The sequence below is a fragment of the Acinetobacter sp. BZX-2 genome (genome assembly GCF_055179795.1).
In genome coordinates this window covers 3,218,317-3,241,725 of record NZ_CM143686.1, presented here as the reverse complement: position 1 = coordinate 3,241,725, position 23,409 = coordinate 3,218,317, and the positions used below count along the sequence as shown (strand labels likewise).

Sequence of the window (23,409 nt, the reverse complement as noted above, 5' to 3'; positions counted from 1 at the left end):
CTCTCCTACAAGGAGAGGGGATTTACAAGGTTTTACTTTTCCAAACTCGCTTTAAACAATTGCATTGCTTGACCACGATGGCTGATTTTATTCTTTTCTTCTTTGCTCATTTCAGCACTAGAAATACCCAGTTCAGGTAACCAAAACAGAGGGTCATAGCCAAAACCATTTTCACCACGTGCTTGTTCTAAAATTTCACCTTGCCAAATGCCTTGGAAAATTTGTGGAAGTGGGTCATCGGCATGTTGAACCAAAGCTAGTACGCAAACAAACATACCTTCAATTACGTCACCCTCTTCACGGAAGGAAAGATCAGCCAATAGTTTTTGGTTATTGGCAGCATCATCGCCGTGTTCACCTGCATAGCGAGCTGAATAGATCCCCGGTGCACCGCCTAAAATTGGTACACAAATACCTGAGTCATCTGCAATTGCAGGTTTACCCGAAATACGGCTTGCATGACGTGCTTTGATAATGGCGTTCTCAATAAAGCTTAAACCATCTTCAATCGCATCTTCGATATCGAGTTTCCCTTGTGGAACCACGTCTACAGGTAGGTTTAATTCGGCAAACATTTTTTCAAATTCAGCAATTTTGCCTTTGTTGTTACTTGCGAGTACCAATGTTCCATGGAATAACCAATCTTGTGCAGACATTTCAATTGCTCTGATTTTGAATAATGTGACGTATTTTAGCTGATTCTGTTAATAAATTGAAAATAGTGATATTTATGAGTTTTGAAAATCACTAACTGATGTTATGCACTTGATTTAAATTAAGTAGGTGAAAAAAAAGCTAGACTTACATGACGGAGTCTTGCATCCAAAGTTTAAATTTAGGGAATAGCCTCCGGCTCGAGGTACTTTTGTTTTGGCAAAAGTACCCAAAACCATTGTCATCCGCAGAACTCGTTCACTATCGTCAAAATATTCAAAGTTTCGCAGAAACTTTACTTATTAGAAGAAGTCCTGCCTCAAACAATTGCGGATGACGCTTTTGCGTATCCACATTCTGTTAGGTCTAATGTTTAATTTTAGAGTTACTACGTAACAATCAGTCAATAAAAAAGCACCCGAAGGTGCTTTTAAATGATTTCCAATAAATTCAGCTTATTGTGCTTGAATCCATTGGTCTGCACGTTGAGTTGCAGTACGGATTTGGTCTTGAGTTAAGTTTGCAGCCAAGGCAGTTTTCTTGCTTTGAGACATGCTGATGACTTTATTGTCTAGCATCCCATCACGTGTAGAAAGTTCATACCATTGGTAAGCACCCATGTAGTTTTTCTTTTGCTCTTCCATTACCGCTAAGTTAAAGCTAGCACGGTTATCGCCGTGACTAGCTGCTTTTTCAAAATATTGACGCGCAGAAGTTTCACTCTTAGAAACACCAAGACCATCTGCATACATACGACCAACATTCAGTTGCGCAGCAGAAACACCTTGGTCAGCAGCAGCTTTATACCAAGCAAAAGCTTGTTTCATATCTTTAGAAACGCCACCAGTTCCAGCTTGGAGATGGGTTGCGAGATAAAATTGTGCTGCTGCTTGTCCAGATTTAGCTGCTTTTTGCAAATCTGCAACATTCATATGTGCATATTGTGCAGCCATTTGAGATACAGATTGTTGTTGCGGAACATAGTCCGCATGGGCTTGAATGCTTAACAGTCCAAAAAATAAGGTACTACCTAATAATAATTTTTTCATAGAGCGCTCACTCGATAAATAGCGACTTCGCCGAACAAATTCGGTACAGCTTTACTTAAAAAGCTTCCTTGTTGGTTCCCATTCACGGCGAGTCGATCGATAATTTGAATCTGATTTTCTGCACACAGTGCTTCAAAATCACGAAAGGTGCATAAGTGGATATTGGGCGTATTGTACCACATATACGGTAATGCATCAGAAACGGGCATCATCCCTTTAAGTGCAAGAAAAGAACGAGTCTTCCAATATGCAAAATTAGGAAAGGTAATGATCGCTTGTTTCCCCACACGCACCATATCGCGTAATAACACATCAGGTGCATCTACAGCTTGCAAAGCTTGTGCCATAACCACGTAGTCAAAAGACTGGTCAGCAAAGCGTCCCAAACCGAGGTTTAAGTCTTGTTGAATAATATTTAACCCTTTGCTTACAGCAATTGCAATCTTTTCTTGATCAATTTCTAAGCCATAAGCGCGAATTTGCTGCTTTTTGCCCATTTGTGCCAATAATTCGCCATCACCACAACCTAAATCGAGCACACTTGCACCAGGGGTGATCCATTTTTCAGACAGTTGTTGATCTATACGCATTACAATGCCTCCTTTAGTGTCGCCTTGAGGTGTTCAGGACCACCTAAAAAAGCACGTAATGTTTTGACATACAACGGAATTGGGAATAAGAATGAGTCATGCCCTTGTTCTGCATCAATATCGATATAACTGACAGATTTATGATTGCTGATCAGTGAATCGACAATTTCTTGTGAACGTTGTGGGGTAAAACGCCAGTCTGTAGTGAATGACACCACCAAGAATCGACATTTTGTATTGGCCATAGCTTTTTTGAGTGATAGCTCATATTCACGAGATGGATCAAAATAATCCAAAGCTTTGGTCATGATTAAATAAGTATTGGCATCAAAGTTACGGCTAAATTGTTCACCTTGATAACGCAAATAGCTTTCGACTTGGAATTCAACATCGAAACCATACATAAATTTGCCTGATTTTAAGTCACGACCAAATTTTTGTTTCATCGCTTCTTCAGACAGGTAAGTAATATGTCCAACCATACGTGCCAAAATTAAGCCACGCTTTGGATAGCTGTCATGTTCTAAATAACGACCATTGTGAAAATCAGGATCAGATAAAATTGACTGGCGTGCAACTTCGTTAAAGGCAATATTTTGTGCAGAAAGCTTTGGCGCACTGGCAATAATGACGCAATTTTTTAAACGATCAGGATAATCTACAGACCATTGTAAAGCTTGCATTCCACCTAAAGACCCACCAATCACTGAATACCAAATATCGATACCTAAACGGTCAGAAAGCATGGTCTGGGTTTTCACCCAGTCTCGTACTGTGACTAAAGGAAAGTCTGGGCCATAGGGGCGATTTTCATTTTCAGGGTTCGGTGAAGTTGGGCCAGTTGAACCATTACAGCCCCCAATATTGTTTAAAGCAACAACAAAAAATTTCGAGGTATCAATCGCTTTATTCGGGCCAATACATGCATCCCACCAGCCTGCTTTTTTATCATCTTCATGATGATAACCTGCTGCATGATGATGACCAGAGAGCGCATGACAAATCAAAATCGCATTGGATTTATCAGCATTGAGCTCGCCATAGGTTTCAACCATGATTTCAAAACGTGGTAAAACACGGCCACACTCTAGCTCTAAAGGTTCTTCAAATTGGAACTTTTGCGGGGTGACTACACCCACCGAGTCAGCTGGAAAAGACACAGAAATAATTCGCCTTAAAATGATAAAAAGGGTATAGATGAATAACTGATGTTACACACTCAAAAATATTAAACCGATTTTTTAGTTTTGACGGAGTCTTATATCAATAGTTTTGATTTAGAAATTAGCCTGCGGCTCGCCCTACTTTTGTTTCGACAAAATGAGAAGCGAAGCTTTGCAAGAAAACCACCTTGCGGAGCATTGCTCCTCACCGCAAAACTCGTCAACAACCATCTTTTGATTGATATATCGCAGAAACGTTAACTTATCAATTTAGTCCTGCCTCAAACACGTTGCGGATGACCTCATCGCGTATCGATATACATCAAGATTAAAAAATAAACTTTTAATGCTGTTGTGTAACATCAATGAATAAAAGAAAGGATACCACTTGGGACATCCTTTCTAAAGTCATTTAATTGATATTGCTTATATAGATATGGCTTATACGGCAGCTGCAATCACTTGCTCAGTGCTTAATACACCTTGATCAATCAAACGATTGGTTGCGGCAATAATCGCTTCAATCGATGAGGTGACGATATTGTCATGTACACCTGCGCCAAATGCAGATTTACCTGTGCCTTGTACTTGAAGTTCAATTAAAGCGAGTGCTTTGGCATGCGCACCAGAGCTGATACTGCGCTCTTCATAATTCACGACGTCAATTGGTAATTGAAGCGCATTCAAAATTGCAGAGATAGGACCATTACCTTCACCACGTAAATGCTGTACTTCACCATTTACAACCACATCAAGTTCAATCACTTGGTTGCCATTATCATCAGATAATCTGTAGTTTTTAGCAGCATAATGTGCATCTTTTATTTCAACATAAGTGTCTTGGAATAATGTCCAAATTTGTTGAGCTGAAACCTCAACACCTTCGTCATCTGCAACTTGTTGAACGATTTGCGAGAATTCAATTTGTAAACGACGAGGCAATACCACGTTGTAGTTGGATTCTAATAAGTAAGCGATACCACCTTTACCAGACTGTGAATTGACACGAATCACTGCGTCATAGTCACGCCCTAAATCTTTCGGATCGATTGGCAAGTAAGGCATATCCCAAATTTCTTCATTTTTTTGGTATTCAAAGCCTTTTTTAATCGCATCTTGGTGAGAACCAGAGAATGCGGTGAAGACCAAATCACCTGCATACGGATGACGTGGGTGTACGGGTAAGCCTGTACATTCTTCAATGGTTGCAATGATTTCATTGATATTTGAGAAATCTAATTCACATGCCACGCCTTGGGTGTACATGTTCAAAGCAATTGCTGCAACGTCTACATTACCAGTACGTTCACCATTGCCAAAGACACAACCTTCGACACGGTCAGCACCCGCCATGATTGCCAATTCAGATGCAGCGATACCACAACCACGGTCGTTATGACAGTGTACAGAAATAATCACACCATCACGGCGTTGTAAATTACGGTGCATCCATTCAATTTGGTCTGCATAAACGTGAGGCCCTGAAACTTCAACCGTTGCAGGTAAGTTCAAGATCACTTTATTCTCAGGAGATGCTTCCCAAATTTCAGTGACAGCATCACAAACATCTTTAGCAACTTCTAGTTCTGTTGCCGTAAAGCATTCTGGGCTGTACTGGAAAATAAAATCAGTTTCAGGCTGTTTTGAAGCATATTCTTTGACTTTAGTTGCTGCATTGATTGCCAATTGTTTTGCACCAGCCACATCAACATTTAATACTTTTTGGCGGAAGGTTGGGGAGTTTGCATTGTAAATATGCACAATGGCACGTTTTGCACCTTGCAAAGACTCAAAAGTACGTGCAATCAAATGGTCACGTGCTTGTACTAAAACTTCGATATAAACATCTTCTGGAATATGACCTTCTTCAATTAATTTACGCGTGAAGTCAAAGTCAACTTGTGATGCAGAAGGGAAGCCAATTTCAATATGTTTAAAGCCAATTTTCACCAACATTTGAAACATTTTGAATTTTTGTTCAATGTTCATCGGTTCAAAAATCGCTTGGTTACCATCACGGAGGTCGGTACTCATCCAAATCGGCGCTTTATTGATTTCGTTGTTTGGCCATTGACGGTCAGGCAAGTCAACACGTTGGTACATGCGACGATATTTTTTACTTGGATCAGCCAACATCATGAGATAACTCCTTGTGTAGTTGTCGTTGCTCGTATCTTGGGTAAAGGCAACTTACTACTCTATAGATTGTGTCTATTCACGCAATTTACAAGTATTTTTCGGAGTATATTCGCCTAAAGTGGCATAAAATTATGGATGGAAATAACATCACATAAAGTCAGACTCTGACTGCTTGTAAATGGTTTAACTTAAGCTTAATTGTAAAACAGATGGTTCGGGAATAATTTTCTTAATTTGCACTATTTAATCGAATTAAGAGAAAAATTTTCTTTAAAATCGTTAATCTTGAAAAATGTATTCTTGATTAATCTCATTTACGGTAGCTGTTCCCATTAAAGCCATAGTAATCTCAAATTCTTCCTTTAAGATTTTGATGACATGAGCAACACCTAAAGCACCTGCAACTGCCAGTCCATAAATTGCAGGACGACCAATCAACACAGCAGAAGCACCAAGTGCTAAGGCTTTGAATACATCTGTTCCACGGCGAACACCGCCATCCAATAACAATGGAAAATCACTCGGTACAACGGCTTTAATTTTCTCTAAGGCTTTGAGTGGAGAAATAGCCGTATCTAAAACACGCCCACCATGATTGGAAATGATTAAGCCTTTTACGCCGATGTCTATTGCTTTTTTTGCATCTAAAGGGTGAAGCACACCTTTTAAAATAACAGGCAAGTCCGTATTGGCAATGATAAATTCAATATCCGCCCATTTGGGTGCAATATGCATAAGCCCACTAAAAACAGGATGTTGATCTTCTGTTATTACAGGCAAAGGAATATGAGTCGGCGTATGCGGATGCTGCATACTCTCAGGCAGTTGAAAGAAAACACGACGCTCACGATCTCGGATACCAGTGTGTGGTGAATCTATCGTAATTACAATCGCTTTAAAGTTTTGTTGTTCAGCGAGCTTAATCAAGGCTAATGATTTTTCACGATCCCCTTGCCAATAGAGCTGAAACCATTTGTATGGATTTTCTTTTTTAAGATTTTGAATATTGGTATTGGTAAAGGTACTTAAAACAAAATTACTGCCTAAAACTTCAGCAGCAAGAGCAGAAGCCGCCTCTGCATCGCTATGAAAGAGTTGTTGATGTCCAATGGGCGCTAAAAAGATCGGATGCGGAAATTTTTGTCCTAAAATCTCACATGCAGTATTGCCTTGGGTTAGGTCATTTAATAAACGTGGAATAAGTTGAATATTTTTAAACTGTTGCAGATTGTCTCTGACACTGTATTCATCCATAGCACCGCCTTGTAGGTAATGCCAAGTATTTACAGCTAAATGCTTTTCTGCCTGTTGTTCATAGTCTGCTATGGTCTGTAAGTAGGCTGGGATTTGTGCAAAAGGAGGCAGAATTTTTTTAGAATCCGTTTGGTTCATAAGTCGCCCCATTGTCTTAATAAATTATGATAATGACTGGTTAGACTCACCGTTTCTTCTGAATCACCGTACTTTTGGCGCAGTTGCATAATGGTCATATCTAGATTGAATAACATGCTGCGTTGCCAATCATCTTTGACCATACTTTGTATCCACGTAAATGCTGCAATACGTTTGCCTGCGGTTACAGGTTCAACCCGATGCAAGCTGGTTGCAGGGTAGAGTATGGCATCACCTGCATTGAGTTTAACTTCGTGAGTGCCATAATTGTCCTCAACGACCAATTCACCGCCTTCATATTCTTCAGGTTCTGATAAAAATACCGTTATAGACACATCGGTACGGATCGGTTGTCCTGTTTCTGATGAATATTGCACGGCATTGTCTACATGATTGCCATAGTTTCCTGAGTCTTGGTAACAATTCAGCATCGGCATAAGACAGTGTCTTGGCAATGCTGCTGATTGAAACATCGCTTGCTGTTTGAGAGCTGTGAGAATAAATGGTGAAATTTGCTGATAAATGTCTGAATGGACATCGATTTGTAGATTATTCTTAATTGACTGAGCCTGTGAGCCAGCACTTTTTTTACCATCTATCCATGCTGTTGAATGGTCAAGTCTGTGACGAATATCGAGAACCTGTTGTTTGGTCAAAACGTCAGGGATATGCAGCATCATGGTTCAGTTTTCCCAAGATTTAAAAAGAAAAAATCGTGCATTCCTGAGAATACACGATATAAAAAACGAGTGTTAAATTTATCAGAACTTATAGTTAAAAGATAATGCAGCAGAACGAGGTTGGCCTAGTACTAGACGTGAGCCACCATTATTTAACGTACTGATATATTCTTTATCTGCTAGATTATAAATATGCAGACTTGCGGATGCATTTTTATTAAACGTATAACCCGCCATGGCATCAAATACGACATAACTCGGAATCGCAGGCATGTTGGTCGTTGAGGTCGAACCTGCTGTGATGGCACGTTTTTGCTCATCTACATAACGTGCGCCAACACCCGCTTTAAATCCTGAAATGCTATAGGTTGTCCATAACGTCGCAGTTAAGTCTGGTGACCAACGAACGGCATTGGTTTCAGTCCAAACTTTTGTTGTTGTATTGTAGGTTTGCTGATTCTCTTGCTCAGTGTCCATGAAGGCAACACCTGCTGAAACATTCCATGCACGTGTAATTTGACCTACAGCCCCAAGTTCCAAGCCTTTAACTGTCATTTTCCCTTCAGGAACATATTGTAGGCTAATCGGATCTTGCGTAATTTGATTTTCATTTTCAGTATGATAAGCCGCAGCGGTTAGAATGACTTTGTCGTCATTCAGTGTCCATTTAGTCCCCACCTCATAATGGTGAGTTTTTTGTGGCTTCGCTGCTGGGTTATTGGTAACGTTGTTTGCAGACGTTGAACTGTCAGTTAAAACAAAAGCCGTACCTGGAGGCGTTAATGATTTTGCATAAGATGCATAAATGCTACTTGCAGGCGTTGGTTTAAATACGCTACCTAATTTCCAACTGACTAAAGTGCCATTGGTACCTAAATGACTCGCTGTATTGGTGACCGCCAACGTTTTCGCATCGGTTGCAACAGTCAGTCCATCATATTCAGTATCATAATAATCAACACGAACACCACCATTGAGCTGAAAACGTTCACCAAATTTTAAAGTGTCGAACAAATACGCCGCAGCCGTATCCGTTTTGCCTTTTGCATATGCTCCAGTATGTACTAAGACTGGTAATTTCGAATATGGATTAGGATCGTATAAGCTTGCAGGTGGAATAACAGGCGCTGCTTGTCCAGGCGTTTGAACATTCAATGTATTGTTAAACTGTTCTTCTCTTAAGAGTTCTAGGCCTGCCACGACGTCATGTTCAATCGAACCTGTTTTAAGATTCAAGTTGAGAGAGGTTTGATTGGTTAAAATTTTATTGGTTTGATCTACGCCTTGACGAGTACGAACCACAGACCAAGAGTTTGGATCTTTAGGTGTATTTAAATCACTAATGACCAGTGCATTGACTCCAGTTAATACGCGGTCCATTTCTGTTTTACCAAGACGTGTGATATTGGTCAGTTTCACATTTTCAGCAAAATCACTTTCAACTTTTGCAGTGACCATATTGGCATCGATATCTTCATAGTCGTCGATACTGCCGTAAAAATTTTCACTATCAACAGGTCTTGCAGAGTTAACGGCATTGTTAATAATATCGCGCTGTGCCTGCGTTAGTTTAGTGTCGGTATTATTATAATAAAAACCTTTCATCCCGATTGTGGGAATACCACCATCTGGAACGTTACGTTGTTGAATATGTTGTGAATATAAGTAAAAACGAGTGTCACTATCTAGACCAAAAGCAATCGATGGTGCGACGGCCCAACCATTTTGTTCAACATAATCGCGACCTTCTACACCACCTTGTTGACCCATGACATTTAAACGTACAGCCACGCTGTCATTAATTGCTTGATTGATGTCAGCGGCTAAACGACCATGTTCTGCTGTTTTATAGGTCGCAGAAACTTCACGGCTATTTTCAGCATAAGGAAGTTTGCTGACAAGGTTAATATAGCCGCCCGCACCACCACGTCCAGCTTCTGCCCCAGAAGGCCCTTTTACCACTTCAATTTGTTCAATGTTATATACGTCACGACTAACAGCACCAATGTCACGAATACCATCGACATAAATCGAGTTTTTAGTATCAAAACCACGCATTTGGAATGCATCACCTGCACTGGTATTACCATTTTCACCCAGTTGCAATGTGATTCCCGGCGTATTACGCAAAGCATCCACAAGCGAAGTCGCGCCTTGTTCTTTTAAAATTTCTTTTTTAATGACAGAAATGGTTTGTGGGGTATCCACCAATGGCTGAGTGTATTTCGTAGAACTAACTCGTTCAGCTTTATAGTTGTTTTCAGCTTTTGCCTCAACTGCGATCACAGGTAATTTTGCTGTGTCACTTTCCTGTTGAGCGGCATGTGCCATCAAAGGAAAAGAAGCTGCTAGAGCAACAAGCTGAGTTGATCTGTTATGTTTACGGCTTTTAATCTGCGCCATTGTAGGGTATCCCTAGTATATGAATGACAAAATTCTTTGACTGCATGGCATTGCGTATTGGCAAATTTGAATATGCAGTAAAAGTGAAGATATTGTTAAGGCCTGTAACAATTGATGCGAATTTTAGTGATAATTATTATCATTAACAATGGCTATTATCTTTGTTTATGCATAAATATTGATGAAAAAAATGTTTAATTTCGATATTTTGATTCAGTAAAACAATGACAGAATGTAAAAGTTGAGTGATTTTTTCTGTTAAAAATCAGTGTTTTTTAATTGGTGGTAAATTTTAGTGTCTAAAAATCTTCAGTCATCAATTTAACTTTTTATTGCATAGAATCACGATGTGAAAATGAACAACTATTGAGATGAACTAAGTCATCGAAAATCAAAAAATAAAGAGGATAAAAGAGCAGGGGGAGGCTTTGTGTAGATGGCGTTGATTTTATTTATTCATCTACATGATTAGAATGATGAGTTTAATATTTACTGAATTTTTTGGATTAAAAAAGGAGCCTTTAGTACAAAGACTCCTTTTTCTCTAAGTGCTACCTGTCAAAACAGGAGTATTCGATCTTAATTTTTCGATCTTAGTATTTGAAATTAATAGAAAGTACTGCGCTACGACCTTCAGCTTCTGTTGCATAGTGAGATGAGTATGCTTTGGTGAAATAACGTTTGTCAGAAAGGTTGTTTACATTGAGTTGTAAATCAACATTCTTATTCACGTTATAACGTGCCATTGCATCGTAACGAACATAGCCTGGAACAAATTTAGTATTCGCCGCATTTCCATAGACTTTGTCCATAGCAATTGCGCCAGCACCTAAAGTAAGTTCAGGTAAAACTTGGTATGTCGTCCAAAGTGTCCCACTATTTTTTGCAACGTTTTGAACTTGGTTACCGTTGCTTCGGTTTGTAATATAAATTGGTGCTGTAGATGTTCCGATATTCTCGAAACCACCATCGACAAGTTCGCTATCTAAATAAGTATAACCCGCAGATACACTCCATTTTTCAGTGATATTACCGTTGATACCTAACTCCAAACCATCGACACGTGTCTCGCCGATATTTTGGGTTGTACCTTCGTCAGTTGTTGCGCGAGTATTGGTTTTTTCAGTACGGAAAATGGCAGCAGTTAGGTTTAACTTGTCATTTAAAACATCCCATTTCGTACCAAGTTCCATCGTACGAACTTCTTCTGGTTTTAGATTCTTGATTGCAGTAGTAATACCCTCAGAACCATCACCGCCATCTACACCGACTGGATTTGATGAAGTTGCATAACTTACATAGATCGAACCATTTTCTACAGGTTTATAAACTAAGCCAGCTTGATAATTGATAAAATCAGAATCATTTTTAATGGCAACTTGATCGCCTGCTTTCGCAGTAATTTTAGTATTATTTGCACCAGTAACGGAATTGTTAAGTGCACCATAAGTCATAGTCTGTTTAGCAGAATAATCATCCCAACGAAGACCTAAATCTAAAATCCATTGTGGGTGTAATTCAATACTATCAAGGAAGTAAACTGAGGTATTTTCATTTTCAATTTTATAACGATCGGCACCTACTGTGCTAAGCGTCCCCGTCCATTGACCACGATTCGGATTTTGTACAGAAGTACACCAGCCCGAACTTACTGAGTCAGTTGGGGTGCAGTTTTGATATTTATTTCCAGTTGTGTTGTCGCCATTAATAATATATTGCGTACGATCTGTATCTTGCTCAGAGTATTCAGCGCCTAAGTTGAAGCTGTGCTTGAAGCGACCAGTATTAAACTTGCCTTTTAAAGCCAGTTGATCTGTAAATGCATCGGTATCACCAACACGTGAGTTTGCACGAGCCCAAACATTTCCTGTTAAATCACCTGTAGCATTATAGAAGTTCCCTTTTGAATCATCAGGGTTAGTCCAAAGGTAATCGTTCTTTGATTTGTTATAAACAGCAATATTGCTAATGGTTAAATCATCAGTAAAATCATGCTCAAGCTTGATGGTTCCCGATTGGTTTTCTTGTTTTTGGAAATCACGATCTTTCCAGCCATAGTACATGCCTTGTTTAACATCGATCGGCTTACCATTACCATTTAAACCTACTTTAGGACTTGTAGCTGGAAATGGGTTGTTATATGGAATACCTGAATCTGGCGTATCGTCAGTTTTTAAGTAGTAATAACTTAATGTTGCACGTGTATCACTGTCTAAGCCAAAAGTAATGCTTGGAGCGATACCAGCACGTGCATATTCAGTACCATCTTTTTGGCCAGCTTTGTCATTGTGATGTCCCATGACAGCAACACGTGCAGCAATACCATTACCAAAATCTTTGTTACCGTCTAAAGTAATACGTTGGTAATCGTCTGTTCCAGCGCCAACAGAACCTTCTAAAAAGTCACCTTGTTTAGCGACTTTAGAAATCATGTTAATACTGCCACCAGTTGTACCTGCACCGCCCATAGCAGATGCAGAACCTTTGGTAATTTCAACTTGCTCTACGGCAAACATTTCACGGTTTTGTGATGTTGAATTACGTACACCGTCTACAAACATTGAGCTTTCAGAGTTATAACCGCGGATAAATGGACGGTCACCGTTTGGGTTACCACCTTCACCAGCACCTAGTGTAATCCCCGGAACAGTACGAAGTGCGTCTGCAAGTGTTGTGACTTGAGTGTCTTGAATCAGTTGTTTTGAAATCACAGATACAGATTTAGGCGTATCTAAAAGAGGAGCTACAAATTTTGTATTTGCAGATTGGTCTACTTTTAAGCTTTGTTCACTTGTAGCTTGTGCTTTGATTGTTGGTAGTTGAGCAGTTTCTTCTTGTGCAATGGCTGTAGTGGCGATGACTGATAAAGAAGAGGCAATTGCTGTAGTAACAATTTTTTTACGTGATTTGATAAAAGACATACTGGAACTCACAAAGAGTAATGCAAATTTGTATGCGAATAATAATGATTCTTGTTTTTTATACCAATTTATCTAAATTGAAATTAACGATTGTAGATTTATGATAAAGTGAAAAAATAAATGAAATAGTGTAACAATATGTTTTTAAACGTATGATTTTTTGTGAAAAAAGAAAACCCTGTTAAAACAGGGTTTTTCATTGAAATTTTAGATTTAGAATTTAAATGAAGTACTTAGCTGAACTCGACGGCCTTCTTGAGTATTGCTATATCGGTTGTAATAGCTTGAACCTACTTTTTCATAATCAATGAAGTTTTTATCAAAGACATTATATAAAGCAACACCAATGTCCCATTGGTCATTGACAGAGAAATTCGAACCAACATGTAAAAGTGCATATGATTCATAATCGCCTAAAGCATCATATACTTGTTTGTTTGCAGTACTTAAGTTTTCATAAGTAGAGGTGAAGCGAGCTCGATCACTTCTATATTCACCCCGAGTCCATAATTGTATGTTTTCGTCTGCTTGCCATTTTAAAGAAGCATTAACAATATGCTTAGGCGTATCATTTAAAGGTGGATTTCCAATTTTAGAGTCTTTTATTTCAGTTTCTGTCCAAGTGTAATTTAAGCCTAATTTCCAAGCTGGAAGGAATTCCCAATTTAAACCCGTTTCAATACCATAAATTTTAGCTTCTTCAGCATTTACAGAACGTGAAATTGTCCAAGAACGACTACCACTATCACCTGATTGCATGACCCATGGCGTACCAATACTCACCATTATTCCTTCACAATAGGCTTTGTTTATATTCGCATCACACGTTTCTTCAATTGGCCCAGAAACAATTTTATCTTCGACTTGATTGTAAAAGGCTGTGATATTGGCATCGAAATTTGAAATGTTATTGAAGTATGCGCCAAGTTCAAAGTTTTTACTGGTTTCTGGTTTTAAATCAGGATTACCAAATAAAGGTATGCGTCCTTGCCCACCGACATTATAAATACCATCGGTTAAACGTTCTAATCGTGGCGCTTTATAACCTTCTGAATAACCACCTTTAAAAGTCCAGTTATTATTGGCATTCCAAACTAAATATGCACGTGGAGTCCAGAAATCCCCAAAAGTATCATGGTCATCAAAACGTAGACCAAGCGTTAAAGCTAGATAATCTGTAAGTGCCCATGTATCTTCGGCAAATATGCCAAGTTGCTCAAAAGAAACTTTTTTATTGGCTCTAAGACCATCTTTAATACTGGCATCCCACCATTGTCCGCCTACTGTAATGTTATGTGCATCAAAGAATTTGGTTGTAAATTTAGTATCAAAAATGGTGTCTTCACTTTCTAATAAGCGAGGGGTAATTGCTGTAGAACCATTTTGTGCACGAGAAGGAATTAGGCGTCCAATCGTTTCAGTTTGAGTATTGGTGATACTAGAGTCTAAAGTGCCGATGTTGTTGCGCCATGTATGCGCCAATATCATTTTTTCTCGGTTATATTCTTGTGCTTTGTCATAACCACCATTTGCACCCAAAGTACCTAGTTGTCCGAGTGAATTGTCATACCATTGTTCAGTTTGTTCATATTCAGCTGAAAGATCGTGCTGATCTGTTGGTGTTAATGTTAAACGTAATCCTATGGTTTCTAAATCAGACTTTGTTGGGTTATTGCCCATATTTAATTCTGTTGAATTATCTTTGTCATCTGTACGTGTGATATGTGATTGGCTTCTTTCAGCTTTTCTTCCTCGAATTTGAAGCCCAAGTAAGTCTTTAACGATTGGACCTGAAACAAATGTATCAGCAGAATATTGATTACCAAAATCAGAATTATTAGGTAATAATGTTCCATCTAAGGTGATAGATCCAGTCCACTCATTTGAAACTTTTTTTGTAATAATATTAACAACACCGCCCATTGCATCAGAACCGTATAAAGTTGATGCTGGACCACGAATTACTTCGATACGTTCAATCGCTGAAATAGGTGGAATAAAACTATTATTCGATTCACCAAAACCATTTGGTGTAATGTCTCCAGTGCTGTTTTGGCGACGGCCATCGACTAAAACTAATGTATATTCAGAATCCATACCACGAATACGAATATTTAAACCACCTGTTTTTCCTGCTGTAGGACTGATATCGACACCTTCGACATCAATCAACGCATCCGCTATTGAATTAATTCGTTTATTTTTTAAATCTTCAGCAGTAATCACAGTCATTGTAGCTGGTGCATTTTTAATATCTTGTTCAAACCCCGCAGCTGAAACCACAATTGTTGAAAGTTGATGCATTGAGGAGGAATCCTCAGTTTGCGTACTTGCAAATGCTGAACTTGCGGTTATTCCGATAATAGCGAGGCTTAATGGGCGGAGATTGAACTTACTCATAAATAGAATTCCAAATTGGACGAGATAAATATATGAAAATTAATAAAATATTAAAAACAATAGTAATGATAATGATAAAGTTTATCATTTGCAATAAGAATCATACAAAAGTTGAGTATTTACTCAAAAAAATAAAAGAAAACGAAATAATCGAATAAAACAAGATAAAATCTTATAGTTTCGTCATCCTGTTTTGTATATCCTTTAATGTTGTCATATAATGTGGCACTTTTTTAAAAACTGTAATTATTAAATTCTATCGAGGAAGCCATGCAAGTAACTTCTGAAGCGGTTTCGGGCGTTGCCCGTCGTTTAAATGTATCTGTACCGACGAGCCGTATTAACGAGCAGTTTGAAGCTCGCTTGAAACGCACTGCTAAAACTGTGAAGATTAACGGCTTCCGTCAAGGTAAAGTGCCTGTAAATGTTGTACGTCGTGAATATGGCGCTGGCATTTACCAAGAAGTTGTCAACGACATTATTCGTGACACCGTATTTGAAGCGATTCAACAAGAAAAAATCAACGCTGTTGGTATGCCAAATATCGATAAAGTTGAGAACAAAGATGATGCTTTAGTTTATCAAGCAACTGTTGAAGTTTATCCAGAAGTTGAAGTTAAATTCGACGGTCTTGAAGTTTCACGTAAAACATCTGAAGTGACTGACAAAGATGTTGACGCAATGCTTGAAAATCTTCAAAAGCAACGTGCTGAGTGGACTGAAACTAAAGGCATGGCTAAAAAAGACATGCAAGTGACTTTCGATTTTGAAGGCACTGTAGATGGTGAGAAGTTTGACGGCGGTGCTGCTGAAGACTTTAAACTTGTTTTAGGTTCTGGTCGTATGATCCCTGGCTTCGAAGACGGTATCGTTGGTATGAAGAAAGGCGAAGAGAAAGTAATCGATGTTACTTTCCCTGAAGATTACCAAGCTGAAAACCTTGCTGGTAAAGCTGCTCAATTCAAAATCAATGTAAAACTTGTTGAAAAGCAAAAGCTTCCAGAAATTGATGCTGAATTCTTAAAAATCTTTGGTATTTCTGAAGAAGAAGGCGTTGAAAAATTAAAAGCTGACGTTCGCAAAAATATGGAACGTGAAGTGAAAAATGGTCTTCGTAACCAAGTGAAAGGTGCAACTTTTGATGCACTTGTTGCTGCAAACGAAGTTGAAGTTCCAGAATCTATGTTGGCTCAAGAAATTGATCGTCAACGTCAACAAATGATTCAACAATTCACTCAACAGTTTGGTGCTCAAGGTGCAAAAGCATTTGACAGCAGCATGCTTCCAGATGAATTGTTCAAAGAACAAGCTGAAAAAGCAGTTAAACTTGGCGTATTAGTCAGCAAAGTATTGGCTGATGCTAAACTTGAAGTAGATGCGGCTCGTGTAGATGCTTATATCGAAGATATGGCTTCTTCTTATGAAGATCCTACAGAAGTAATCGAATACTTCAAAACTGATAAACAACAACGCGCTCAAATTGAAGGCGTTGTGTTAGAAGATCAAGTTGTAGATCATCTTCTTGCTGCTGCAAAAGTAACTGACGAAGTTGTAAGTTACCAAGACTTATTGAAAGAACAACAAGCTCGTCAACAAGGCTAAGTTCTTCAGTCTAAAAAGGGCGCTTCGGCGCCTTTTTTTATGCGATTTGATAGAGGCTTGTTAGATTCATTCACAATACTGATGCAAAAAATATCGGATATTTGGTTGGGAATATTTTGCATTTTCAGTCATTATCCCTCATATTGTGACTATGAGTGCAGTAACAAAAATTCAGGAATAAATAACATATGTATGTTCCATCAATTGAAAACGCTTTAGTACCAATGGTCGTAGAACAATCTTCTCGTGGTGAGCGTTCTTTCGATATTTTTTCACGTCTTTTACGTGAGCGTGTGATTTTTTTAACAGGCGAAGTTGAAGACAACATGGCGAACTTAATTGTTGCGCAAATGTTGTTCTTGGAAGCAGAAAATCCGGACAAAGATATTCATTTATATATCAACTCACCGGGTGGTTCTGTGACTGCTGGTATGGCAATTTACGATACCATGCAATTTATTAAACCTGATGTTGTGACCTATTGCATGGGGCAAGCAGCATCAATGGGCGCATTTTTATTAAATGCGGGTGCAAAAGGCAAGCGTTATTGCTTGGAAAATGCACGTGTGATGATTCACCAACCATTAGGTGGTTTCCGTGGACAAGCATCTGATATTGAAATTCATGCACGTGAAATTTTGTTCATTAAAGAACGATTAAATCGTTTGATGGCAGAACACAGTGGTCAAGATTATGAAAGAGTTGCGAAAGATACAGATCGTGATAATTTCATGACTGCTGAGCAAGCGAAAGAATATGGTTTAGTGGATCAGGTATTAAGTAAACGCCCTCAAAACTAAACTTTAAAGACAAGATTTAAGAATTTGGAGTGAAAATGTCCGATCTTCCTCAAGGACAAAAGCATTGTTCATTTTGCGGTAAAACGCAGTCTGAAGTCGGTAAACTGATTGCAGGCGAGGACGCATACATTTGTAATGAATGTGTGGATGTATGCTTAGACTTAGTCCAAACCAGCCAGCAAGTGGAAACAGGTGATTGGGCGACGCGTCCATTACCAAAACCACATGAAATTCGTGCGGCATTGGACCAGTATGTGATTGGTCAAGATACAGCAAAGAAAACCCTTTCTGTTGCAGTATATAACCATTACAAACGTCTAAAAGTAAGCCAAACAGGTCATAAGCCTGCTGACGCCGTGGAAATTGCGAAAAGTAATATTTTGCTGATTGGACCTACTGGTTCAGGTAAAACTTTACTTGCGCAGACACTTGCTCGTTTGCTAGATGTTCCATTTGCGATGGCAGATGCGACAACATTGACCGAAGCAGGTTATGTCGGTGAAGATGTTGAAAACATTATTCAAAAGCTACTGCAAAAAGCGGATTATGATGTAGAGAAAGCTCAGAAGGGCATTATCTACATTGATGAAATTGATAAGATTACCCGTAAATCTGAAAATCCATCGATTACCCGTGATGTGTCTGGTGAAGGTGTACAGCAAGCATTATTAAAAATGATTGAAGGTACCGTTGCATCGATTCCACCACAAGGTGGTCGTAAGCATCCACAACAAGAGTTTATTCAAGTGGATACTGCAAATATCTTGTTTATTTGCGGTGGTGCGTTCTCAGGTCTTGAGAAGGTTGTACAACAACGTCAAGAGAAGGGTGGTATTGGTTTCACGGCTGATGTGAAGAATAAAGATGATAGTAAAAAATTATCTGAATTGTTCCGTCAAGTTGAAGCAGCTGACTTGGTTCGTTTTGGTCTGATTCCAGAATTCATCGGTCGTTTACCTGTCATTGCAACGCTTGAAGAGCTTGATGAAGAAGCGTTGATGCAGATTTTGACTGAACCTAAAAATGCATTAACACGTCAGTATCAATACCTGTTTGAGATGGAAAATGTTGACCTGATTTTTGAAGACTCTGCTTTACGTGCAGTGGCGAAAAAAGCACTTGATCGTAATACTGGTGCGCGTGGCCTACGTTCTATCCTTGAAAATGTATTGCTTGAAACAATGTATGACTTACCAAGCCGTCAAGATGTCGGTACAGTCATTATCAATGAAGCAGTGATTAACGATAAAGCTGAACCTGTTTATCAAGCAGGACGTCAGCCGAAGCAAGAACAAATCGATGTAGAAAAAGTGGATTTAAAGGTACTTGATACAAAATCTGCTTAATTCCGTGGATTTTGTTTGAATAACTGATGCAATTCATCTGAAACGTGTAATTAGTTTGACTATTTACACGTTTTTTATTTTTAAATGGTCATTGAAATGTTAAGCTCAATGGCGAAAATAGTGTTTATCAAGAACGAAAAATAAAAAATACGCGGTGAGGGATAATCATGCGTTACATCGGTTTAGTTGTTTTGATCAGTTGTGGTTTAGCAGCGTGTCAAAGTCATCAATCAGTTGAACAGCAATCTGTAAAAGTTGTTTCGACTTTAGATCCAATTGATTTGAAAAAAGAAGACTCATTGATTCATGAGAAACTTGATCAATATAAGATTGCTTCATTTTCTGCTGGCTCTTGGATGAAACAAAAACCAGGTCAATATTTCAAACTGGTGAAACCTCAAAATCCACAAGCTGCGATCGTTTATTTTTATCGCCCAGATAGCCGATGGAACAGACAGGAAATCATTCCAACCAGTTTCTTTTTAAATGGCGAACATATCCCAAGTCTCATCAGTAACCATTATTATTGGGTTGAGTTAGCGGAAGGGGATTATAAGTTAAGCTTAAGTCGCCCTTTGGGTGTTTTACATTTCCAAAAACCGAAAGTTGCCTATTTTTCTGTTGAAGCGGGTGGGCAATATTTTGTGAAATATGAGGAAGAGAAGTTTCGTGGTGGCCCCAATGGCGAAGCAGGTTTGCTACGTGTCGGCCCTTTAATGCAAATGCCAACACGTCAAGCGTTAAAAGAAATCGCAATGACGCAGTTAAAATCACCGGGATTAAATTTTGTTGCAGAAGTTACAGCAGATGGTCGTGTGATCAAGCCTAAAGAAAAAATTAAAGGTGAAGATTATAAAGTCAGTGATGATGTGCATTTAACTCAACCATTCAAAATTTGGAACCCAATGACTTGGTAATTCAACAAGTTAAGTCAGTGGTTTTTAAATCAGTGCTTTTGAGCTGAAATAGACTGATCCTCTTATCAGAAATCGAGTTAATCGTTTAACTCGATTTCTTTGTTTTTATCGCCATTATTTTCGTCGTTTTAATCAGCTTGTTTTTTTAGTTCACGTAACTGTTTATCAATATCTGCAAAATCTTGTTGTGTGGTTTGCATCACTGAAAATAACTGGTCATTCATAATTTTCATACTTTCCTGAGCGACCAGTGGTGTTTTTTGTAAAATCGATTGGCCAATAGGACTCGAATAAAAATCAATCTGTGCTTTGATTTCTTCGGCATTAAATACATTGCTATAAATTTTTGAATAAACAGGTTTTAATTTATCCCATGCCAACATTTTCTGGCTTTGCCCATACAGCTTATCTGCCAATTGATTGGCTATCACTTGTTCCTGTGGGCTTAAATTTTCATGTTTTACAATGCTTTGTACAATGGTATAAGCCTGTTGGTCGAGCTGTGGGCGAATTTGCTTGAGAGTATCTTGGATCAGTTGATTTAAATTCATCACATTGATTAATTTATCCACATCTTGAGAGGATGCTTGGGCTGCAAAACTTAAATTTGCAGAACAACAGAACAGACCACAGATGAGATAGTTGATGATTTTCATATTTTTTCCTTTATACCTACTATATCTAGAATTGGATGTATTTATAAATTCAGTCTTCTCGCCCTTGAACCAAAGGCACTAAGATTGCTTCCATTTTTTGTTTAATCAGCTTTTGGTTTTCTTCTTTTAGCATCTGTTCTTGGGAAAATTTTGTTGTTTCTAACATGATGTCTGACATCAGCAGATTCATTTTTTGATTAATCGATTGTCCAATCGGAGTGCTTAAAAATTCGATATTGGCTTGAACTTCTTCTTCTGTAAAAGTCTTTTTGAATAAGGCTTTAAACATATTAATAAATTGTGGATCTGTAGTAATTTTTTGTTGAACTTCACTGTAAAGTGCACTGATTTGTAGAACTGCATTTTGTTGATCAATATTTAATGTTTGAGCACCAGTCACTTGACGTACAAGGTCTTCCGCTTGTTCATCAAAATAAGGTTGCATGTCTCTGGTACTTTGCTTAAATATTTCGGAAATATTTGAAAGCTGCATCAGTTTATCGATACTTTTATCTGTTGCAGGATTGGCAAAAGCACTCGATTGGACTGCCAATAATAAACTGGTAAATAGAAGTGATGTGATCCATTGTTTTATTTTCATTATTTAATCCAAATTAAAAAAGCACCTTACTCATCATAAAGTGCTTTTTTATCAAGATTCAAGCTGAATCTGAAAAGAATGATGGATCAACTTGCAGCAGCATCGACCACTGGGATTTTCCCAATTTTAGCTTGCCAGATTTTTGGCGCTGTTGCATGAATTGATGTACCATTCACATCGACAGCCACTGAAACAGGCATATCTTCAACCACAAATTTGTAGATTGCTTCCATTCCTAAATCAGCAAATGCAACAACTTCTGCTTGACGAACTGCTTTAGAAACTAAGTAAGCAGCACCACCAACAGCCATTAAATAAGTCGCTTTGTTGTCTTTGATTGCTTCAATTGCTGTAGGGCCACGATCCGCTTTACCGATCATACCGAACAAGCCAGTTGCTTCTAAAACTTGACGTGTAAATTTGTCCATACGTGTAGCAGTTGTTGGACCAGCAGGGCCAACCACTTCATCACCTACAGGATCTACAGGACCAACGTAGTAAATAAATTTACCTTTAAGATCGACTGGAAGCTCTTCGCCATTGTCCAGCATTTCACACATGCGTTTATGTGCAGCGTCACGACCTGTATAGATCGTACCGTTCAACAATAATGTGTCACCTGGTTGCCAAGTGTTCATTTCTTCTTGCGTAATATTGTCTAGGTCAACACGCTTAGAGCTTGAAGAATCCCAAGTCACTTCAGGATAATCAGAAATTTTAGGTGCTTGAATATGTGCAATACCAGAACCATCTAGTTGGAAATGTGCATGACGAGTTGCAGCACAGTTCGGAATCATACCGACTGGTTTACCCGCAGCATGGCAAGGGTAATCTTTGATTTTAATATCAAGAACAGTGGTTAAACCGCCAAGACCTTGAGCACCAATACCAAGTGCATTTACTTTTTCGAAAATTTCCATACGGAGTTCTTCGATTTTATTTTCAGGCCCACGACGAAGTAACTCGTCCATGTTGATTTCTTCCATGAGTGATTCTTTTGCAAGCATCATGGCTTTTTCAGCAGTACCACCAATACCAATACCTAACATACCTGGAGGACACCAACCTGCACCCATGGTAGGAACAGTTTTTAGCACCCAATCCACGATAGAATCAGAAGGGTTTAACATCGCAAGTTTAGATTTATTTTCTGAACCGCCGCCTTTAGCGGCAACAGTGATATCTACCTTATTACCCGGTACGAGTTTGTAGTGAATCACAGCAGGTGTATTATCTTTGGTATTCTTACGACCAAAAGCAGGGTCAGCAAGTACAGATGCACGAAGAACGTTACTATTTTCTAAATAACCTTGGCGTACACCTTCATTAATTGCATCATCTAAGCTCATGGTTAAATCAAATTTAACATCTAAGCCCACATCAACAAATACGTTAACAATACCAGTATCTTGACAGATTGGACGATGACCTTCTGCACACATACGTGAGTTAATGAGGATTTGTGCAATTGCATCCTTTGCGGCTTTGTTCTCTTCACGATCATAAGCACGGCTCATCGCTTGGATGAAGTCTTGTGGATGATAGTAAGAAATGAACTGAAGCGCATCCTTGACCGATGTGATCAAGTCATCTTGCTTGATAATAGTTGTCATATCGAAAATCTCTTGAGCGGGCTGATAGCTAGCGGGCTAAATTATACGTGATAAAGCAAGATTTGTGGGTACTTTGCTTAAGATTTGGGCTAAAGTTTAATAAATATCACTTATCATTTATGCTCATATTTGGTGATTATGCAGTGTCATAATTAAGGTAATATTTTAAAAGAAAATTAATTATTTTTAACGGTCGGAATAAGTATTTATTAATAAGTATTTGTAATTTATGATTAAAAAGTAATTTAATGTTAATTTTTTAAATATGACGATATTGTCATAAAGTTGTCATAATACTTTCACATAATAGTCATAACAAAAAGTGAGTGATGAAATATGACAATGTTAAGTGTCCTGATGGTTGTAGCTTTTAGTACCTTTATTGCAGCAACTTGGATTTATGGTCAGAAAGAAGATCAAGCCTAAAGCTTTATCTTCTTTTTTTATGTCTAAATTTTAAAAATACGTCTTCTTTTCCGCTTA

At 38.4% G+C, this 23,409-nt stretch carries 17 protein-coding genes; 4 read left to right on the top strand and 13 right to left on the bottom strand.

Annotated elements, in window-relative coordinates; genetic code table 11:
• Window positions 1-32 precede the first annotated feature (32 nt).
• The 10 genes from rdgB to ACY45D_RS15110 all read right to left on the bottom strand — a co-directional run bounded on the left by rdgB (window position 33) and on the right by ACY45D_RS15110 (window position 15,391).
• Window positions 33-656, bottom strand: coding sequence for an RdgB/HAM1 family non-canonical purine NTP pyrophosphatase (gene rdgB, locus ACY45D_RS15155; RefSeq protein ID WP_463107465.1), 624 nt, complete (start codon window positions 654-656; stop codon window positions 33-35).
• A gap of 453 nt (window positions 657-1,109) precedes the next feature.
• A complete protein-coding gene (locus ACY45D_RS15150) occupies window positions 1,110-1,703 on the bottom strand; it encodes a tetratricopeptide repeat protein (protein ID WP_463107464.1) in 594 nt (197 codons plus the stop codon).
• Complete coding sequence (gene metW, locus ACY45D_RS15145) at window positions 1,700-2,293, bottom strand: methionine biosynthesis protein MetW (RefSeq protein ID WP_463107463.1); 594 nt, start codon at window positions 2,291-2,293, stop codon at window positions 1,700-1,702. Before metW ends, ACY45D_RS15150 begins: the two co-directional genes overlap by 4 nt.
• Complete coding sequence (metX, locus tag ACY45D_RS15140; RefSeq protein WP_463107462.1) at window positions 2,293-3,453, bottom strand: homoserine O-succinyltransferase MetX; 1,161 nt, start codon at window positions 3,451-3,453, stop codon at window positions 2,293-2,295. The genes metW and metX overlap by 1 nt, the downstream gene beginning before the upstream one ends.
• Before the next feature lie 444 nt (window positions 3,454-3,897).
• A complete protein-coding gene (leuA, locus tag ACY45D_RS15135; protein WP_463107461.1) occupies window positions 3,898-5,595 on the bottom strand; it encodes a 2-isopropylmalate synthase in 1,698 nt (565 codons plus the stop codon).
• Window positions 5,596-5,874: 279 nt separating this feature from the next.
• Complete coding sequence (locus tag ACY45D_RS15130) at window positions 5,875-6,987, bottom strand: alpha-hydroxy acid oxidase (protein ID WP_463107460.1); 1,113 nt, start codon at window positions 6,985-6,987, stop codon at window positions 5,875-5,877.
• Window positions 6,984-7,667, bottom strand: coding sequence for a Fe2+-dependent dioxygenase (locus ACY45D_RS15125; protein ID WP_463107459.1), 684 nt, complete (start codon window positions 7,665-7,667; stop codon window positions 6,984-6,986). The genes ACY45D_RS15130 and ACY45D_RS15125 overlap by 4 nt, the downstream gene beginning before the upstream one ends.
• Before the next feature lie 81 nt (window positions 7,668-7,748).
• Window positions 7,749-10,070 carry a catecholate siderophore receptor Fiu gene (locus ACY45D_RS15120; protein ID WP_463107458.1) on the bottom strand — a complete coding sequence of 774 codons (2,322 nt, stop codon included), beginning with the start codon at window positions 10,068-10,070 and terminating at the stop codon, window positions 7,749-7,751.
• 593 nt (window positions 10,071-10,663) lie between these two features.
• A complete protein-coding gene (locus ACY45D_RS15115) occupies window positions 10,664-12,991 on the bottom strand; it encodes a TonB-dependent receptor (RefSeq protein WP_463107457.1) in 2,328 nt (775 codons plus the stop codon).
• A 213-nt stretch (window positions 12,992-13,204) separates the two neighbouring features.
• Entirely contained in the window at window positions 13,205-15,391 is a 2,187-nt protein-coding gene (locus tag ACY45D_RS15110; RefSeq protein ID WP_463107456.1) for a TonB-dependent receptor domain-containing protein, read from the bottom strand.
• A 270-nt stretch (window positions 15,392-15,661) separates the two neighbouring features.
• On the opposite strand from ACY45D_RS15110, the gene tig reads away from it, so the two are divergent.
• The 4 genes from tig (at window position 15,662) to ACY45D_RS15090 (ending at window position 20,056) form a co-directional block, all read left to right on the top strand.
• Window positions 15,662-16,993 (top strand): trigger factor, encoded by a 1,332-nt coding sequence (gene tig, locus ACY45D_RS15105; protein WP_463107455.1) that lies wholly within the window; start codon window positions 15,662-15,664, stop codon window positions 16,991-16,993.
• Between the two features lie 188 nt (window positions 16,994-17,181).
• Window positions 17,182-17,793, top strand: coding sequence for an ATP-dependent Clp endopeptidase proteolytic subunit ClpP (clpP, locus tag ACY45D_RS15100; protein ID WP_010115288.1), 612 nt, complete (start codon window positions 17,182-17,184; stop codon window positions 17,791-17,793).
• 35 nt (window positions 17,794-17,828) lie between these two features.
• Window positions 17,829-19,139, top strand: a complete 1,311-nt coding sequence (clpX, locus tag ACY45D_RS15095) for an ATP-dependent Clp protease ATP-binding subunit ClpX (protein ID WP_463107454.1) — start codon at window positions 17,829-17,831, stop codon at window positions 19,137-19,139.
• A 167-nt stretch (window positions 19,140-19,306) separates the two neighbouring features.
• Window positions 19,307-20,056, top strand: a complete 750-nt coding sequence (locus tag ACY45D_RS15090) for a DUF2846 domain-containing protein (RefSeq protein ID WP_463107453.1) — start codon at window positions 19,307-19,309, stop codon at window positions 20,054-20,056.
• A gap of 128 nt (window positions 20,057-20,184) precedes the next feature.
• Here ACY45D_RS15090 and ACY45D_RS15085 read toward each other — a convergent pair whose 3' ends face one another.
• The 3 genes from ACY45D_RS15085 to ACY45D_RS15075 all read right to left on the bottom strand — a co-directional run bounded on the left by ACY45D_RS15085 (window position 20,185) and on the right by ACY45D_RS15075 (window position 22,926).
• On the bottom strand, window positions 20,185-20,712 hold the full coding sequence (locus ACY45D_RS15085; protein ID WP_463107452.1) for a DUF2059 domain-containing protein: 528 nt from the start codon (window positions 20,710-20,712) through the stop codon (window positions 20,185-20,187).
• A 49-nt stretch (window positions 20,713-20,761) separates the two neighbouring features.
• Complete coding sequence (locus ACY45D_RS15080; protein WP_463107451.1) at window positions 20,762-21,313, bottom strand: DUF2059 domain-containing protein; 552 nt, start codon at window positions 21,311-21,313, stop codon at window positions 20,762-20,764.
• An 86-nt stretch (window positions 21,314-21,399) separates the two neighbouring features.
• Window positions 21,400-22,926, bottom strand: a complete 1,527-nt coding sequence (locus tag ACY45D_RS15075; protein ID WP_463107450.1) for a fumarate hydratase — start codon at window positions 22,924-22,926, stop codon at window positions 21,400-21,402.
• Between the last annotated feature and the right edge of the window lie 483 nt (window positions 22,927-23,409).